Raw genomic sequence first — 16,908 nt, forward strand, 5'->3', positions numbered from 1 at the left:
TTCCTAAAAACAAGAATCACACTCATTTTATAAATATTTAACATCGAAATTTTTAATAAATTTTGTCGTAACTTTGAACCATTCTAAATAATTATAAGTAAATCTTTAATTATTTGGGCAGCTATTTCCGCATGTAGTTTATCCTGAGCTTGTCGAAGGGCTCAACCGCTCAAGTCGGGCTGCAACAATTCGACCACTAAAATTTCCCTCCTCTGGAGGGGTGGCAAAAATTCCCTGAATTTTTGACGGAGGTGGTTTAAAAACAATAAAATTAAAATTTCAAAATGTTCAATATCAAAAACATAAGAGCACAATTTCCAATCCTGAATCAACAAGTCAACGGAAAACCGCTCGTTTATCTGGACAACGCCGCAACATCTCAAAAACCGATTTCAGTTCTGGAAACTTGGGAAAAATATTACGCAACTATCAATGCTAATGTTCACCGCGGGATTCACACTTTGAGCCAGTTGGCAACGGAAGAAATGGAACTTTCCAGAAAGAAAATCCAGAGATTCATCAATGCCAAACACGACTATGAAGTTATTTTCACCAAAGGCACAACGGAAGGAATCAATTTGGTGGCTTATGCTTTGACCAATCAAATCAAAAAAGATGATGAGATTATCATTTCATATTTGGAACATCATTCGAACATCGTTCCTTGGCAAATGCTTTGCGAAAGAACTGGCGCAAAACTGAAAGTCATCCCAATGGACGAAAACGGGATTCTCCAAATCGATGTTCTGGATTCTTGGCTGAACGAAAAAACGAAAATTGTTTCCGTAAATCAGGTTTCTAATGCTTTGGGAATCATCAATCCAATCGAGCAAATCATTGAAAAAACAAGAAAACTTTCGAATGCTTACGTTTTAATTGATGGTGCTCAATCTGCACCGCATTTCAAAATCGATGTTCAGAAATTAGATTGTGACTTCTTTGTTTTCTCAGGACACAAGATGTACGCCCCAATGGGAACCGGAATCCTTTACGGTAAAAAATCTGTTTTGGAAAATCTTCATCCTTTCCACGGTGGCGGCGAAATGATTGCCGTTTGCAGTTTCGATGGAACAACTTACGCAGGTTTACCTTTCAAATTCGAAGCGGGAACACCAAATGTTGGTGGGAATATTGCTATCGGAGCAGCTGTTGATTTCATAGAGAAAATCGGTCACGACAATCTTCAAATCCACGAAAACGAACTTCTGACTTACGCCCAGAAAAAACTTCTGGAACTGGACGGCATTAAAATCTACGGCGAAAAAGCCAACAGAACCGGCGTGGTTTCTTTCAACTTAGAAGGTGTGGGAATCGCTTCTGACACGGGAATGATTCTCGATAAAATGGGAATTGCTGTAAGAACTGGACATCATTGTACACAACCGATTATGGATTTCTTCAACATCGCTGGAACTGTTCGCGCAAGTTTTGCTGTGTATAATACTTTGGAAGAAATTGATATTCTGGTTGAAGGTGTGAAAAAAGCACAGAGAATGTTGGTTTAATTTATACTAAAAATTATATTTCGCAGATTAGGCTAATTCGGCCAGATGTACTTTAAGCAAAACCTGCTTAATCTGTAAAATTAGTGAGACTTAAAAAAAAATAAAGCTCTTTTGGATAATTTCTGAAAGAGCTTTTTATTAAACTGACAAATTGTATTGTTTTTTCCTCTGGCATAGCTCTTGCGAAATTATAATCCAACATAGAACCAGATTGATTTTCTAAGAAATATAGAGAATCAATCTTTATATCAATTAAGATTAATGACATTATGTCATTCTACATACTATGACAGAATTTGAAAATATCAATTTTGAAGAGATTCTTGACGAAGGTCTCGGAATCATTGCTGAAGAAATTAATTTCTCTGATTTCGATACTAAGGAAAGTGATGAATCTCAAAATCTTTTCCCAATTCTTCCCGTAAGAAATATGGTGATGTTCCCCAAAGTGGTAATCCCAATCACAGCGGGAAGGGAAAAATCTAAAAAACTATTAGAAGAAGCGCAGAAGGAAAATAAACTCATCGGAATCATCAGTCAGAAAAATCCGAATGAGGAAAATCCGACCGAGAAAGACCTTTATGCGGTTGGAACCTTGGCGAAGATTATCAAAATTATAAAACTTCCGGAAGGTAATATCACAGCGATTACTAGAGGCGTTCAGCGATTCAAAGTCAAAAAAATGGTTTCTCTGGAGCCTTATTTCCTTGCAGAGATCACAAAACAAAAAGATTTCCAGCCAAAAGATAAAGAGGAATTTTCTGCATTGATGGACAACATCAAAGATCTGGCAGAAAAAATCATCAATATCGACCCGAATATTCCAAATGCAGCACAGTTTGCACTTAAAAATATCGACGGGCAGGAAGATCTGCTGAATTTTGTTTCTGCAAATGGTAATTATTCTTCGGACAAAAAACAAAGACTGCTGGAGGAAAAGACATTGACTGGACGTGCCAAAATATTGTATGAATTGATGCACGACGACTTCCGTCATTTGGAACTGAAGAATCAGATCCATCAGAAAACAAGCAAAGACCTTGATAAGCAACAACGTGAATATTTTCTGAATCAGCAAATCAAAACGATTCAGGATGAATTAGGTGGCGGCGCAGAATCTGACGCCGACGAATTCAAGAAAAAAGCTGAAAAAATAAAATGGAATGCTGAAGTTGAAAATCATTTCCAAAAAGAATTGCAAAGACTTCAGCGCCAGCATCCAAATTCTCCGGATTATAATGTTCAGAGAAATTATCTGGACTTCTTCACAGATCTGCCTTGGGAAAAATATTCCAAAGACCATTTTGATCTGAAGAAAGCGGAAAAGCTTTTGGATAAAGAACATTTTGGGCTGGAGGATATCAAGAAAAGAATTTTGGAACACATTGCTGTTTTGAAATTAAAGAATGATATGAAATCTCCGATCCTTTGTTTGGTTGGCCCTCCGGGCGTTGGTAAAACGTCACTTGGAAAGTCGATTGCTGATGCTTTGGGGCGACAATACGTTCGGGTTTCTCTTGGTGGTTTGCATGACGAAAGTGAGATCCGCGGACATAGAAAAACTTATATTGGTGCAATGGCAGGGAGAATTCTTCAATCTATTAAAAAATCCGGAACATCCAATCCTGTGATCGTTTTGGATGAGATCGATAAAATAGGACAAGGTATCCACGGTGATCCGAGTTCTGCGTTGCTGGAAGTTCTTGACCCTGAACAAAATAGTAATTTTTACGATAATTTCCTGGAAATGGGTTATGATCTGTCAAAAGTGATGTTCATTGCAACAGCCAACTCGCTTTCGTCTGTTCAACGCCCGCTTTTGGATAGAATGGAAATCATCAGCATTGCAGGTTATACTTTGGAAGAAAAGATCGAGATCGCTAAAAGACACTTGATCAAGAAGCAACTTCAGGAAAATGGTTTGGATGCAAAATCCCTGAAACTAGGAAACCCCGAATTGAAACATATTATTGATGCTCACACTTCGGAAAGTGGTGTGAGAACTTTGGAAAAAAGAATTGCAGGCGTTGCCCGTTGGGTCGCTTTGCAATTGGCAATGGAAAACGACTACGACCCGAAAATCTCTGTTGAAAAAGTGGACGAGATCCTTGGTGTTCCGAGGCCGAAAACTTTGGCCGAAATCACGGATGTTCCCGGTGTTGTAACCGGATTGGCCTGGACAAGTGTTGGTGGTGATATTCTGTTCATTGAAAGTATTCTTTCAAAAGGAAAAGGCGGACTAACAATGACCGGAAATCTTGGAAATGTGATGAAAGAATCCGCAACAATTGCATTGGAATTCATCAAAGCACATCATGAAGAATTAGGCATTTCGGAAGAAAATATCGAGAAAAAAAACATCCACGTTCACGTTCCGGAAGGTGCAACGCCGAAAGATGGACCTTCTGCCGGAATTGCGATGTTGACCTCAATGGTTTCAAGTTATAAAAATAAAAAGGTAAAACCTCATCTCGCTATGACGGGAGAAATTACTTTGAGAGGGAAAGTGCTTCCAGTTGGTGGAATCAAAGAGAAACTTTTGGCCGCAACAAGAGCCGGAATCAAAGAAGTGATTCTTTGTGAAGCCAATAGAAAAGATGTGGAGGAAATCAAAAAAGATTATCTGAAAAATCTGAAAGTTAACTACGTCACTAATATGAGCGATGTGATAGAAATTGCTTTGAAATAAGTCTACAACTTAATTGTATAAATATTGATCTGTTCGGAATTTCCCGGGCAGATTTTTTTATTTTTAAATTTAATCCAAAATTTTTATAAATTCGTTAATTATATCATTTCATATGAAAAAAATTTACTTCGGATTTTTATTTTCTTTGCTTTTTTTGAATTTCATCAATGCCCAGGAAGTTCTTCCAAAAGGTCTGACGCAAGAAGAGAAGCTTCTTCTTCCAAATTATAAGTTTACAGAAACCAAAAGAACACCGGCGCCAACTTCTCCTGTAAGAACATCGGCACAATGGGAAGAAGTTGAATATCTTGTTTTAAGATGGACAACTCAATATCAGAATATTCAGAGGCAGATTGTTCAAGCTGCCGTGAAAGAATGCAAAGTTCTGATCGCTACAACATCAGAAAATACGGTTCGTACTTATTTGACCAACAATGGCGTTGATTTAACGAACGTGCGATTTTTAAATGCCAATACAAACAGTATCTGGATCAGAGATTACGCTGCAAATACGGTTTATTCTAATGATGTCGGGGAACGGGCTTTGGTAGATTGGATCTACAATCGTCCTCGTCCATTGGACAATACTTTACCCGTGAGCCACGCTGCTTATGTCGGCGTTCCGCTTTATGTGACCGATACTTCTCCAAATGATCTGGTAAACACTGGTGGAAACTTTATGTCAGACGGAATGGGAAATGCTTTTGCTTCGAAATTAATTCTGGATGAAAACAAAACTGGAAATTCCTATGGCGTCAGTGCGAAAACCGAAGAGCAGGTCGATAAAATTCTCAAAGATTATATGGGAATATCTTCTTATCGTAAAATGACCGTCTTGCCTTATGACGAGATCCATCACATCGATATGCATATGAAATTGCTGGATGAAGAAACGATTCTTGTCAGCCAATATCCGGAAGGCGTTGCCGATGGCCCTCAAATCAAACAGAATATCGATTACATCAAGAATACGTTCAAAACACCATTTGGAAACGATTATGATATAAAATGGATTCCGGCTCCGGCAAGTACAACCGGGGCCTATCCAAATACCGGAGGGTCTTACAGAACTTACACCAATGCTGTCATCATCAACAAAACTATTTTGGTTCCGACTTATCGCCCAGAAGTGGATGAAAATGCCTTGAATATTTATAAACAATTGATGCCGGGTTACAAAGTTGTGGGAATAGATGTTGACAATTCTGGCGAGGATCTGATAAGCTTAAGTGGTGCGATCCATTGTATCACTCATACGATTGGTGTAGCTGACCCACTTTGGATTACGCATTCGAAAATTAAAAATGTAACTAGTTTAAACGTTCCTGTGGAAGCTCAGATCAAACATAATTCCGGGATTGCTCAAGCCAAAGTTTTTTGGAGAGAATCTGGCGATATTGGTTTCCAGGAAACAAGCATGACCAACTTTGTCGAAAGCAAATGGACAGCCAATCTTTCGCTTCCAACCACATCGAAAAAAATCGACTATTATATCTGGGCTCAGGCCAATTCCGGAAAATCGATAACAAGACCGATTGTTGCACCGGATGGTTATTGGACATTTGATGTGGCTCAACTTTCTGTAGAAGATTTGAACAGTAAAAATATTGAAGGACCTTACCCAAATCCAGCGAATAGCAAAGTATCATTCAATTTAAAAAATATGATAGGAGACGTAAACGTTTCTATTCATAATGTTTTGGGGCAGAAATTATTAGAACAAAAAATCGATAACACAAATGGAACAATTTCACTTGACCTTAATCCAAAATGGAGTGGCGTTCTTTTGATAACATTAGAAGGGAAATTCGGGAAAGTGACCAAAAAACTGATCAAGAAATCTGATTTGAATTAAGACCCACTTTAAAACTATATTATATGAAAATTGTAAAATTCATTCTATGCTTACTTTTCGGATTGATGTTTATCAATGCCGGATTGGACAAGTTTCTGCATTATATGCCGATGCCGGAAATGAAACCTGAACAAGCTAAATTATTTGCAGCTTTTGGAGAAATCGTCTGGCTGATGCCGCTCATCGGTGCTGTTGAACTGATCGGTGGATTATTGTTCATCTTACCTAAGACCCGGGCGCTTGGCGCAATTGTGATCCTTCCTGTTATGGTAGGAATTGTTCTTCACAATTTCACTTTGTTTCCAACAAATGAAGGCAGGATCATTGCCGTTGTCCTTTTACTGATCAATCTGTGGGTTTTGATAGATAATCGAGACAAATACAAAACTCTGCTAAGTTAAAAAAGAAAGGGAAGATTGATTTATCTTCCCTTTTTTATTATAATTTTTCAATCGCTTTTACAGTTTGGTTCGGGTCTACAACCATTGCCTGCAAATGTTCTCCGGAGTATTCCAAGAATTGTTTTGGCTCTGGCGCATTGTTGTAAATCACTTGCCCTTGTTCAAAAGGAACGGTCGAGTCGCCTTTGCTATAAATGAAAAGCTTCGGAAGACCTTTCAAAGATTTCACATCTTCTTTTGCAGAATAAGGAGAAACAATAGATTTTTCGATGAATTCTTTATATTCTGGTTTGAAGTGAACCGCAATGTCTGTGAAAGATGACATTCCGCCATCCAAAATCAATCCTGAGATCTTCGACTGATTATCTTTTGCCAAATGTGTCGCAATTTGAGAACCCAAAGAAGCTCCATATAGATAAATTTTTGTGCTGCTGATATCTTTTCTTGTCAACAGATAATTGAACATTTTTTGACCATCTTCCGCCACGTTTACATGTGTTGGCTTTCCTGTTGACTTTCCATAGCCTCTTACGTCTACCATTACAACTTGAAATCCATCTTCTACCAACGGCTTTGTGATATATTGATAAGTTGAAATATTTCCGCCTGCTCCGTGAAAAAATATAATAGTTTTCTTAATTGATTTTGATTCCGGTTTCAAAACGGCAGCCGTGATAGTATCGCTTTCTACAGGCAGTTTTACGTTTTCGATATTTTTATATTCCAAAGGTTTCATTTCTTTTTTCGGCTGATAGAACATATGGTCCATCTGAGCTTTTGAAAATATTGATAATAACACTAAGAATAAAGAGAAGAATACTGATGTTTTCATTGTTTTAAATTTATTTGATGGTTCAAAAGTAGAATCATTGAACATCAAAAAGAAAATTATCCGACCGAATCGTAGAAAATTCAGACCGAATTGTCAATTTAATGGATGAAATAAAAAAAAGAGGCTTATTATTAAGTCTCTTTTTTATTATAAAATTTAGATTTTTAATCTCTAAGTCTGGCAATGACATCCAAACCACCTTTTGTTTTATCTCCGATTTTGCAGAGAATATCTGTGTCCAAAGGCAGGAAAACGTCCATTCTGGAACCAAACTTAATAAACCCAAATTCGTGTCCTGCTTTCGCCTCGTCTTGAACATTACAATAGAAAACTATTCTTCTCGCCACATAACCAGCGATCTGACGGAAAACCACCTGGTGCTTTGTCAAACTGTTTATGGCGACCGTAGTTCTTTCGTTTTCAGTGGAAGATTTTTCGTGCCAGGCAACCAGATATTTCCCCGGATGGTATTTTTTATAAATTACCTCTCCGCTTACCGGATAGCGGCAGATGTGGACATTCAACGGTGACATAAAAATAGAAACCTGAATACAATTCGACTTCAAAACCTCATCTTCGAAGACTTCTTTTATCATTACTACTTTTCCGTCAACAGGTGCGATCACATTTTCTGTATGGTCCAAAATAGCTCTTGTAGGAACCCGGAAAAACCAGAAGATCAATCCTAACATTACCAATAACGGGATTAGAACAACTAATGACCATAATTGTAAATAATAAATGGATATCGTTCCGATAAATGCAATAAACAAAATTGCAACTACCAATGTTCCTTTCGATTCTTTATGTAGTTTCATATAATTGATTCTAAACTAGTTTTTCTAAAATAAAATATAAATAAATAACAGGCGCACAAATGATAAAACTATCCAGCCTATCCAAGACGCCACCGTGACCAGGAATAATGTTTCCACTGTCTTTAACCGCAAAACTACGCTTTAACTGACTTTCTACCAAATCGCCCAAAGGTGCAAAAATGGAAATCAGTAAACCGACGATCATCCAGTTTCCTCTCAGTTCAGGAAAATATTGCTCTACGAAGAAGCCTAAAATTAGTGTCAAAACAACGCCTCCGGCAAAACCTTCCCACGTTTTTTTTGGAGAGATCTTTGGGGCCATTTTATGTTTCCCAAAGAATTTGCCCGTAAGGTATGCGAAAGTATCGCTGCTCCAAATCAAAACAAAAAGCATAAATACTTCTAAAGTAAATGGTTTATCCGGGTCAAGTTTACTGAATTTTGGTAAGCCCAAAGCAAATCCGAAAGGCAACGCCAGATAAATGACCGTGAAGATCAGTTTGCCATTTTCGAAATAAAGTTCCCGGGAATACCCGAAAAGGGTTATGACCGCAATAGGGATTAAAGCAAATGATAATATCTCACTGAAATTAACATCGAAGAAAAATCCGTGATAAAAAAATCGCTTACTGAATCGATAATAGATAATGGCTGCAACAGGAAAAACCAGCCATTTGTAGATGCCGTTATCAAATTTCATGATCCTGATACATTCATAAAGCCCTACAACAAGGAAGAATGTTATCAATCCGTAAAACAGGTATTGTTGTTTGACTTCCGGCAAGAAACTGCTGAAAATATGTTCTCCCAACGGAGTCGTACAAATTGCTATGACAAGGACATAAACAAGCCCCGAAACGGTACGTTGAATTAAATTTTTATCCAAAACTGAAGTTTAATCTTCCAGCAAAAGTAAGAAAAGTTTGGTATTATCCTTATTAGGCGTGTCCAACTTGGATTGGCTTCCGCTGATAGAAGTTAGATTCTTAAGATTTCCTGCACGTTTCACCTTCATCATTGCCTCGTTCAGATTATGTGTGATCTGAGATACATTCGCCATGATGATGATCTTGCTTGGCAATCTGGAGGAGTGATAATGTAAAATGTTATTGTGAGAGAGCATAATTCTGCCATCGAAAGCAATCAGATATTCGCAGGTGATGAAAGCAGCATCATTATCTTCTGTTAATTCTGGAGAATATGGTGTTTTTGTTACATCCAAAAAATTCCTCAGGTCCTGGTCCCAACAGAACACATTGCTGATCTGCTCTATTTTGATGATCTGATTCAGGGTTTGTAAAGCTTCTGACTCGTCTGCACAATAATTAAAAAAACCTCCGGAATGCGTAAAAAGTTGCGCAAATTTATAGTCCAGATCGGCATCACGAAGCTGATCAGCCAGCTTTGTAACATCCGGCCCCTCTTCTTCAGACTGATTCATTAGCTTGTTAACGAGTTTTTTGAACAGACTCAATTTTTCTGCAATTTTTTATTAATTATTACAAATGTAAAGAATTATTATAATAATCTAAAAACCAAAACTTTGTTTTATAAAAAAAATCCTAATTTGATTAGGACTTTTCTATTTACAAATATTTTTAAAGTATCTTAACTTTCTGTATTTAAGACGTTTCCGGCATCCGCAGGATTGTCAATACTCGATACTGGTTTTTCCGTTAATTCCGGGTCCCAAGCTCTTTTCCCAAAGATTTCTTCCAAATCTTCACGGAAAATCACTTCTTTTTCCAACAATTTCTGTGAAAGGGCATCCAGCTTATCTCTATTTTCTGTAAGAATTGTTACCGCTCTTTGATATTGAGTTTCTACCAATTTAGAGATCTCTTCGTCAATCAGCTTTGCAGTTTGTTCGGAATAAGGTTTTCCAAAACTATATTCAGATTGTCCAGAGCTGTCATAATAAGAGATATTACCCACTTTATCATTCAGACCATAGATTGTAACCATCGCCTGAGCTTGTTTTGTCACTCTTTCCAGGTCAGATAAAGCTCCGGTAGATATGTTGCCAAAAGTTACCTGTTCGGCCGCTCTACCTCCTAATGTAGCACATATCTCGTCCAACATTTGTTCTGTTGTTGTCAGCTGTCTTTCTTCCGGAAGATACCAGGCTGCACCAAGAGAACGTCCTCTAGGAACAATGGTTACCTTCAAAAGAGGGGCAGCGTGTTCCACCAACCAGGAAATAGTCGCGTGACCAGCTTCATGAAAAGCAACTCTTCTTTTTTCCGAAGGCTTGATGGCCTTGTTTTTCTTTTCAAGACCTCCGATGATTCTGTCGACGGCATCCAGGAAATCCTGCTTGTTCACGGACTCGTGAGAGTTTCTGGCAGCAATTAGTGCCGCTTCATTACAAACATTCGCAATATCAGCTCCGCTGAATCCAGGGGTTTGTTTTGCTAAGAACTCTCTATCAATAGAATTGTCTAATTTGATTTTTTTCAGATGGACATCAAAAATCTGTTGTCTCTCGTGAAGCTCCGGAAGGTCCACATAGATCGAACGGTCAAAACGTCCCGCTCTCATCAGGGCTTTATCAAGAATATCTGCACGGTTTGTAGCGGCCATTACGATAACATTGGTGTCTGTCCCGAAACCATCCATTTCTGTAAGCAACTGGTTAAGCGTATTTTCACGTTCATCATTTCCTCCTTGGAAACCACCTTTACCTCTTGCTCTACCAATCGCATCAATCTCATCGATGAAAATGATGGCAGGAGATTTTGCTTTAGCCTGGGCGAAAAGATCTCTTACCCTGGATGCACCAACTCCAACGAACATTTCCACAAAGTCTGAACCCGAAAGTGAGAAAAAAGGAACTTTTGCCTCTCCTGCAACAGCTTTTGCCAACAGCGTTTTACCAGTTCCCGGAGGCCCTACCAAAAGAACACCTTTCGGAATTTTCCCCCCAAGTTTTGTGTATTTTTCAGAATTTTTCAAGAAATCTACAACTTCCTGAACTTCTTCTTTTGCGCCTTCTAATCCTGCTACATCTTTGAAAGTAACCTGAACTTTGTCTTTATCGTCAAATAGTTTTGCTCTGGATTTTCCAATGCTGAAAATCTGTCCGCCAGGACCACCAGCTCCCCCGCCCATCTTTCTGAAAATGAAGAAATATAGCAATGCGAAAAGACCTCCCCAAAGTGCCAGTGTAAATAGCAACTCCGAGAAACCGCTTTGACTCTTGCCAAATTCCATTCTCGCCTGTGTAGGAAGTTTGGAATTGATACTGTCAAATTTTTCCTGAAAATATCTAAGATCTCCGTAAGTCAGTACAAAATCCGGATTTGGTTTGATGTTAATCACAGAAAGCGGATCGCTTTTTTTCTCTCCTTTTTGTAGTTCTGCTTTAGCAGCTTTGGTAAGATAAACCTCAACTTTGGAATTATCTTTAAAAACCATTACTTCGTTTACTTTGCCTTGCTGTACCAGGCCATAAAAATCTTTTTCATCAATATTTTTTACCATAGAATCTCCCAAAAGTCCTGGAAGAAATATCAGTAAAATAAGTCCCAACAAAACGGGTATGAACCAGTTGAATCCTTTGTTATTCATTCTTGCTTTTTAATTAATTGATAATGCCAAAAAATATATTTTTTAGCTTTCTATTTTTGTGATCTTGGCATCTCCCCAAAGTTCCTCGATGTCATAATACTCACGGATCTCTTTTTGGAAAATGTGAACCACTACAGAAACGTAATCTACCAAAACCCACATAGAGTTTTCAGTTCCTTCTACGTGCCAAGGTCTGTCATTGAGTTCGTTTCTAACTTTTTTTTCTACATTACCTGCGATTGCGGAAACCTGAGTGTTTGAGTTTCCGCTGCAGATGATAAATGTTCCTGCCGCTGCGTTTTCTATATTTGATAAGTCGAAAATCTGAATATCCTCTCCTTTTGTATCTTGAATCGCTTCCACGATCTTGTCTACCAATAATTGTTTTTCTGTACTTTTACCCATTCAAAAAATTGTCTAATTTGCAAATTTATTGATTTTAATCTATTTATCTTTTGTTTAGTTCCTAATAATCTCTTAAAGTTTTCCTAAATGAGCCACTTTATATACCTTGAAGAATGCTTTTCTACCAATGACGAAATTTTGTCTCTTTTAAGTGATGACGGATCAACTACTGTTTTTACTTTTAATCAAAGCAAAGGTCGTGGACAATATGGAAACAAATGGCGTGTAATTCCGAATCAAAACTTAGCCTACAGCATTGCTGTAAAATCTTCTAAAATCAATATTTCTGATACATCGCTCAATTATTATACCGCTATTATTGTTCGGGATTTTCTTGCCAATCTGACCAATGCCAAAGCTAAAATAAAATGGCCAAATGATGTTATCCTCAATGGAAAAAAAGTTTGCGGAATCCTTCTCGAAAAAAAGAAAGTCAATCATGAGGAATTTTACATTTTAGGAATAGGAATCAATATTTTACAAAAGGATTTTTCCCACATTCCTAAAGCAGGTTCGGTATTGACTACCACAGGATTAAGTTTTGATTTAAAGGAATTTGTAACTCAATTCCATCAAAGTGTGATTTCAAGATTAGAAAACATCCCTTCTGAAGAGAAAATTTTGGATTCTTATAATGATAATTTGTTCAGAAAAGAAGAGATTTCGGTTTTTGAGAAAAACGATGTGCGCCAAAATGGCATAATAAAAAATGCTGACAAAAATGGTTTCCTTTGGGTTGATTTGGAAAATGATGGTTTGCAAAAGTTCTTTCACAAAGAAATTGCTTTGTTTTATTGATTTATTTTGAATGCAAAGCTAGGAAAAATTTTATTCCATATTATATTTACAAGTGAGCAAAGGCGCTTACGTGCAGTAAAAATATAAAAATCTGAAACTCTTAAAATTACTGATTTGCTCTTTTGATGTAGAGATAAGCCGCAATTGGTGCAAAAACGATATTTGGTAGCCACATTGCCAATAAAGGCGTCAATGTTTTGTTCTCGGAAACGACATTCAGAACTTGAAAAGAGAAGACGAATAAAAATGCCAAGGCAATTCCCAAAGCGAGGTTCAAACCTAATCCGCCACGTTTTTTTTCAGAAGATAAAGACAATCCCAAAAATGTCAAAATAACAATAGAAACCGGCATGGATGTCCTTTGATAAAGCTCATTATAGAAAGAAGTGACATTATTATTCCCTTTCGTCTTTTCGCGTCTTATCATCTCCAGCAACTCGGGAGTGGTTTTGTTTTGAGCCACCAGTTTATCCGGGAACAATTCGGATGGAGGCAATTTGAAATCCTGAATTTTTGTTGTTCCATCTCCAAGAATTTCTGTATTATCTTTCTTTATGGTCCTTTCCGTGTAATTGCTAATGGTAAAATGCCTTTTCTTTGCGTCCCAAAGGATGTCGGTCGCAATGATCTGATAGGTGAGATTCTTATTCTTATCGAATTTCTGATACATATAGCCAGAACCTCGGTTTTCTTTTTTGTTGTAGCTATTGACAAAGATATATTCGCTGGGATTGATATTGGACGCGATGGTCATATTTCCCAGAAGCTTTTCCTTGTTTATGGCGTTATAGGTATAGGGCTCCAGAACATTCTTTTTTATATTAGACCAGGGTAGAATGAAATGGTTGACGGCCAAAGTGATAAACGCGATCAGTAAAGACGTGATCAAATAAGGTCTGGCAAATCTGTGAAAACTTGCACCACTGCTAATGACAGCCACAATCTCTGTGTTATTTGCCATTCTGGAAGTAAAGAAAATCACGGTGATAAAAACCAGAATCGACATAAAGGTCAGAATCAGGTTCATGATCCAGAACGGATAAAAATTCAGCAAAAAATAGCCTACAGTAAAACCATTACTTTCAATTCTTGGGGTTTTTGCCTGTACATCTACCACTATAATTATCACAGATAACAGTACCAACATAAAAATGAGGGTTCCCAAATATTTTTTGATGACGTAAAGGTCTATGATTTTCATTTATAGGTTTTGGTTTAAAGGTTTTAGGTTTTAGCTTTTGACTAATACCTGAATTCTACTACCTGTTACAATCTAGTTTTCAACTGAGGAATGATTGAATCTTTCCACTGATAGAAATCGCCAGCTAAAATATGTTCTCTGGCAACCTTAACCAAATCTAAGTAGAAAGCCAGGTTATGAATCGATGCAATTTGTTTTGCCAAATATTCTTTCGCTACGAAAAGATGACGTACATAAGCTTTGCTGTATTCCTGGTCCACATAACTGGTTCCAAACTCATCCAAAGGTGAAAAATCTGCTTTCCATTTTTCGTTTTTCATATTCATCACACCTTGCCAAGTGAAGAGCATGGCGTTTCTTGCATTTCTCGTCGGCATAACACAATCCATCATATCAACACCAAAACCAATACTTTCCAAAATATTCCAAGGTGTTCCAACGCCCATCAGATATCTTGGTTTATCTTTCGGTAAAATGTCTGTTACTTCATTTGTGATTCTATACATTTCGTCTTCCGGTTCACCTACGGAAAGTCCACCAATAGCGTTACCTTCTGCTCCAGCTTCTGAAATGACCTCTGCCGAAATTTTCCTTAAATCCGAATAACAAGACCCTTGAACAATCGGGAACAATCTCTGTTTGTGACCGTATAGTTCTTTGTTTTCCCCTGTCCAATCGATACATCTTTTCAACCAGCGATGCGTAAGTTCCATTGATGTTTTCACAGCATTGTAATCACTCGGATAAGCAATACACTCATCAAATGCCATAAAAATATCTGCACCAATCTGTCTTTGGATTTGCATAGAAACCTCTGGCGACATAAAATGCATACTGCCATCGATATGAGATTTGAATTTCACTCCCTCCTCAGTAATTTTTCTGCTCTTTGCCAAAGAAAAAACCTGATAACCGCCAGAATCCGTCAGGATTGGTCTATCCCAATTCATAAATTTGTGAAGTCCGCCCGCTTGCTCCATAATGTCCATCTTTGGACGAAGCATCAAATGGTAGGTATTTCCTAAAATAATCTGGGCTTTTATATCTTCTTTCAGTTCTCTCTGATGAATGGCTTTCACCGATGCAACAGTTCCAACCGGCATAAAAATCGGGGTTTGGATTTGTCCGTGGTCTGTCGTAATCACTCCAGCTCTCGCTTTTGACTCTGAAGTTTTTTCGATTTCAAAAAATTTCATTCTAATATTTTTAATTTCCCAACTTCGGTTTTTACCGAAAAGATTTTATTAACCAACTTATCTCGCTTGTGATGGCAAATCTGGATTTTCTTTTAATTTCTTATTGATGTAAGCTTCTGCTTTTGGGTCTTTTGACTTGATTATATCCTGAGCCTTATTCATAATATCTTTCAAATCTTCCGGCTTTGTCATATAATATTTATAACTATCCGAGAATAGTTGACCTTTGATATTATATTTCTTCAGAATAAATCTTGTCGCATTTTCCGTATTGATATTTCCGCCGATGGTATAACTCTGGTCATTGATGGCAAAATCTGCAATAATCTCAGACATTTTTTCCTCGGGTAAAATATTTGCTGGTTTCTGTATCGCTTCTTCGCAAGACAAAACACAGAAAATCATCATTAAAGAAAAAAGAAAATGCCTCATATTATAATTTTTCCACCACATAGACACAATAGATTTTAGGAAGAACGATTTCTTCCTTAGTTAAAATAGCTATTTGTACTTTGTTTTTCACTTTCAAACTAAAATTCCTATGTGTCTATGTGGTTTTTATATTTACAATTTTCCAATCAGATTTTTCCATTTAAGGTTCAAGACACCGAAAACGGCTTCTTGGATGATTCCGCCATTCATTTTGCTCACGCCTTCCGTTCTATCTGTGAAAATGATGGGAACTTCTACTATTTTCAGATTTTTCTTGAAAACCCGGTATTTCATCTCGACTTGAAAACCATAACCTTTCAGTTTGATTTTGTCCAGACCAATTGCAATCAAGGTTTCTTTTCTGAAACAAACAAATCCCGCAGTCGTATCGTGAATCGGAAGTCCAAGGACAAAACGTACATATTTCGAAGCAAAATAAGAAAGCAAAACTCTTCCCATCGGCCAGTTCACCACATTTACACCTTGCGAATATCTGGAACCAACGGACATATCTGCATTTTTGCAGGCTTCATAAAGCTTGATTAAGTCTTTTGGATTGTGAGAAAAATCGGCATCCATTTCGAAAATGAAATCATAGTCGTTATGAATTGCCCATTGAAAACCGTGAATGTAAGCTTTGCCCAATCCATCTTTGATTTTCCTAACCGTCAAATGAAGCTGAAGCGGATATTTCTCGCGCAAACCTTTTACAATTTCTGCAGTTCCGTCCGGAGAAGAATCATCTACAACCAAAATGTGAAAATCCTGTTGCAAATCAAAAACTGCCGAAATGATTTTTTCGATGTTTTCTTTTTCGTTGTAAGTTGGAATTATGACAAGTTTCTTCATCCGAGAAATAATTCGCAAAGATAATCTTTAATCGCTAATGATTTTTTGGTGGATTGTAAATTAACTTTTTTTAATAGAAAATGGGGAAGGGAGAAGCGGATATTTTAGTTTGAAATAAATACCAATATTCATAAAACATGCTCACAAAAAACGAGGATGCTTTTTGTCAAACCCAGCCGAAAGTGTTTTGTTCGGTTGTGCACATACCTTGTTCAATTGAAACCATGTCTTGTTGGGTCGCGTCTATGTCTTGTTCGGTTGGACTTTGTCCTGTCTATTTTTAGGCTATCATTAACTCTGAAACACCTTTTATATGATTTTCAATCATTTAAGGCATCATTTATCTAAAAATCAAAC

Annotated in this window: 15 protein-coding genes; 5 read left to right on the top strand and 10 right to left on the bottom strand. The window is 37.4% G+C overall.

The window, feature by feature from the left end:
• Positions 1 to 284: 284 nt before the first annotated feature.
• The 4 genes from RTX21_RS11040 to RTX21_RS11055 all read left to right on the top strand — a co-directional run bounded on the left by RTX21_RS11040 (position 285) and on the right by RTX21_RS11055 (position 6,450).
• Positions 285 to 1,505, top strand: coding sequence for a cysteine desulfurase (locus RTX21_RS11040; protein ID WP_312767649.1), 1,221 nt, complete (start codon positions 285 to 287; stop codon positions 1,503 to 1,505).
• Between the two features lie 286 nt (positions 1,506 to 1,791).
• Positions 1,792 to 4,194: an endopeptidase La gene (gene lon / locus RTX21_RS11045; RefSeq protein ID WP_312767650.1), complete on the top strand. Its 2,403-nt coding sequence runs from the start codon at positions 1,792 to 1,794 to the stop codon at positions 4,192 to 4,194.
• A 112-nt stretch (positions 4,195 to 4,306) separates the two neighbouring features.
• A complete protein-coding gene (locus tag RTX21_RS11050; protein WP_312767651.1) occupies positions 4,307 to 6,049 on the top strand; it encodes an agmatine deiminase family protein in 1,743 nt (580 codons plus the stop codon).
• 23 nt (positions 6,050 to 6,072) lie between these two features.
• The gene (locus RTX21_RS11055) at positions 6,073 to 6,450 is read left to right on the top strand and encodes a DoxX family protein (protein WP_312767652.1); all 378 of its coding nucleotides are present in this window, start codon (positions 6,073 to 6,075) and stop codon (positions 6,448 to 6,450) included.
• Between the two features lie 37 nt (positions 6,451 to 6,487).
• Here the strand turns inward: RTX21_RS11055 and RTX21_RS11060 are convergent, their stop codons facing one another.
• The 6 genes from RTX21_RS11060 to rsfS form a co-directional block, all read right to left on the bottom strand.
• Positions 6,488 to 7,282, bottom strand: coding sequence for an alpha/beta hydrolase (locus RTX21_RS11060; RefSeq protein ID WP_312767654.1), 795 nt, complete (start codon positions 7,280 to 7,282; stop codon positions 6,488 to 6,490).
• 164 nt (positions 7,283 to 7,446) lie between these two features.
• Entirely contained in the window at positions 7,447 to 8,100 is a 654-nt protein-coding gene (locus tag RTX21_RS11065) for a phosphatidylserine decarboxylase family protein (protein WP_312767656.1), read from the bottom strand.
• Positions 8,101 to 8,110: 10 nt separating this feature from the next.
• On the bottom strand, positions 8,111 to 8,986 hold the full coding sequence (locus RTX21_RS11070) for a phosphatidate cytidylyltransferase (RefSeq protein WP_312767658.1): 876 nt from the start codon (positions 8,984 to 8,986) through the stop codon (positions 8,111 to 8,113).
• A 9-nt stretch (positions 8,987 to 8,995) separates the two neighbouring features.
• On the bottom strand, positions 8,996 to 9,574 hold the full coding sequence (locus tag RTX21_RS11075) for an LUD domain-containing protein (protein ID WP_312767660.1): 579 nt from the start codon (positions 9,572 to 9,574) through the stop codon (positions 8,996 to 8,998).
• A 134-nt stretch (positions 9,575 to 9,708) separates the two neighbouring features.
• Positions 9,709 to 11,670, bottom strand: coding sequence for an ATP-dependent zinc metalloprotease FtsH (ftsH, locus tag RTX21_RS11080; RefSeq protein WP_312767662.1), 1,962 nt, complete (start codon positions 11,668 to 11,670; stop codon positions 9,709 to 9,711).
• A gap of 42 nt (positions 11,671 to 11,712) precedes the next feature.
• Positions 11,713 to 12,075 carry a ribosome silencing factor gene (gene rsfS / locus RTX21_RS11085; protein ID WP_312767664.1) on the bottom strand — a complete coding sequence of 121 codons (363 nt, stop codon included), beginning with the start codon at positions 12,073 to 12,075 and terminating at the stop codon, positions 11,713 to 11,715.
• Positions 12,076 to 12,162: 87 nt separating this feature from the next.
• Here rsfS and RTX21_RS11090 point away from each other — a divergent pair, with 87 nt between their 5' ends.
• On the top strand, positions 12,163 to 12,873 hold the full coding sequence (locus RTX21_RS11090) for a biotin--[acetyl-CoA-carboxylase] ligase (RefSeq protein WP_312767665.1): 711 nt from the start codon (positions 12,163 to 12,165) through the stop codon (positions 12,871 to 12,873).
• A gap of 106 nt (positions 12,874 to 12,979) precedes the next feature.
• Here the strand turns inward: RTX21_RS11090 and RTX21_RS11095 are convergent, their stop codons facing one another.
• The 4 genes from RTX21_RS11095 to RTX21_RS11110 form a co-directional block, all read right to left on the bottom strand.
• Positions 12,980 to 14,074: an LptF/LptG family permease gene (locus RTX21_RS11095; protein ID WP_312767666.1), complete on the bottom strand. Its 1,095-nt coding sequence runs from the start codon at positions 14,072 to 14,074 to the stop codon at positions 12,980 to 12,982.
• Between the two features lie 65 nt (positions 14,075 to 14,139).
• Complete coding sequence (gene tgt / locus RTX21_RS11100) at positions 14,140 to 15,270, bottom strand: tRNA guanosine(34) transglycosylase Tgt (protein ID WP_312767668.1); 1,131 nt, start codon at positions 15,268 to 15,270, stop codon at positions 14,140 to 14,142.
• A 57-nt stretch (positions 15,271 to 15,327) separates the two neighbouring features.
• Positions 15,328 to 15,702 (bottom strand): DUF4296 domain-containing protein, encoded by a 375-nt coding sequence (locus RTX21_RS11105; RefSeq protein ID WP_312767669.1) that lies wholly within the window; start codon positions 15,700 to 15,702, stop codon positions 15,328 to 15,330.
• 132 nt (positions 15,703 to 15,834) lie between these two features.
• On the bottom strand, positions 15,835 to 16,551 hold the full coding sequence (locus tag RTX21_RS11110) for a polyprenol monophosphomannose synthase (protein ID WP_312767670.1): 717 nt from the start codon (positions 16,549 to 16,551) through the stop codon (positions 15,835 to 15,837).
• Positions 16,552 to 16,908: the final 357 nt, after the last annotated feature.

The organism is Epilithonimonas sp. (assembly GCF_032054305.1).
In the GTDB taxonomy this organism is placed as follows: Bacteria; Bacteroidota; Bacteroidia; order Flavobacteriales; family Weeksellaceae; genus Epilithonimonas.

Excerpts from the sequence above, each read along its gene's own strand:
- RTX21_RS11040 (WP_312767649.1), top strand. The coding sequence starts at position 285 with ATGTTCAATATCAAAAACATAAGAGCACAATTTCCAATCCTGAATCAA.
- lon (WP_312767650.1), top strand. The coding sequence starts at position 1,792 with ATGACAGAATTTGAAAATATCAATTTTGAAGAGATTCTTGACGAAGGT.
- RTX21_RS11050 (WP_312767651.1), top strand. The coding sequence starts at position 4,307 with ATGAAAAAAATTTACTTCGGATTTTTATTTTCTTTGCTTTTTTTGAAT.
- RTX21_RS11055 (WP_312767652.1), top strand. The coding sequence starts at position 6,073 with ATGAAAATTGTAAAATTCATTCTATGCTTACTTTTCGGATTGATGTTT.
- RTX21_RS11060 (WP_312767654.1), bottom strand. The coding sequence starts at position 7,282 with ATGAAAACATCAGTATTCTTCTCTTTATTCTTAGTGTTATTATCAATA.
- RTX21_RS11065 (WP_312767656.1), bottom strand. The coding sequence starts at position 8,100 with ATGAAACTACATAAAGAATCGAAAGGAACATTGGTAGTTGCAATTTTG.
- ftsH (WP_312767662.1), bottom strand. The coding sequence starts at position 11,670 with ATGAATAACAAAGGATTCAACTGGTTCATACCCGTTTTGTTGGGACTT.
- rsfS (WP_312767664.1), bottom strand. The coding sequence starts at position 12,075 with ATGGGTAAAAGTACAGAAAAACAATTATTGGTAGACAAGATCGTGGAA.
- RTX21_RS11090 (WP_312767665.1), top strand. The coding sequence starts at position 12,163 with ATGAGCCACTTTATATACCTTGAAGAATGCTTTTCTACCAATGACGAA.
- RTX21_RS11095 (WP_312767666.1), bottom strand. The coding sequence starts at position 14,074 with ATGAAAATCATAGACCTTTACGTCATCAAAAAATATTTGGGAACCCTC.
- tgt (WP_312767668.1), bottom strand. The coding sequence starts at position 15,270 with ATGAAATTTTTTGAAATCGAAAAAACTTCAGAGTCAAAAGCGAGAGCT.
- RTX21_RS11105 (WP_312767669.1), bottom strand. The coding sequence starts at position 15,702 with ATGAGGCATTTTCTTTTTTCTTTAATGATGATTTTCTGTGTTTTGTCT.
- RTX21_RS11110 (WP_312767670.1), bottom strand. The coding sequence starts at position 16,551 with ATGAAGAAACTTGTCATAATTCCAACTTACAACGAAAAAGAAAACATC.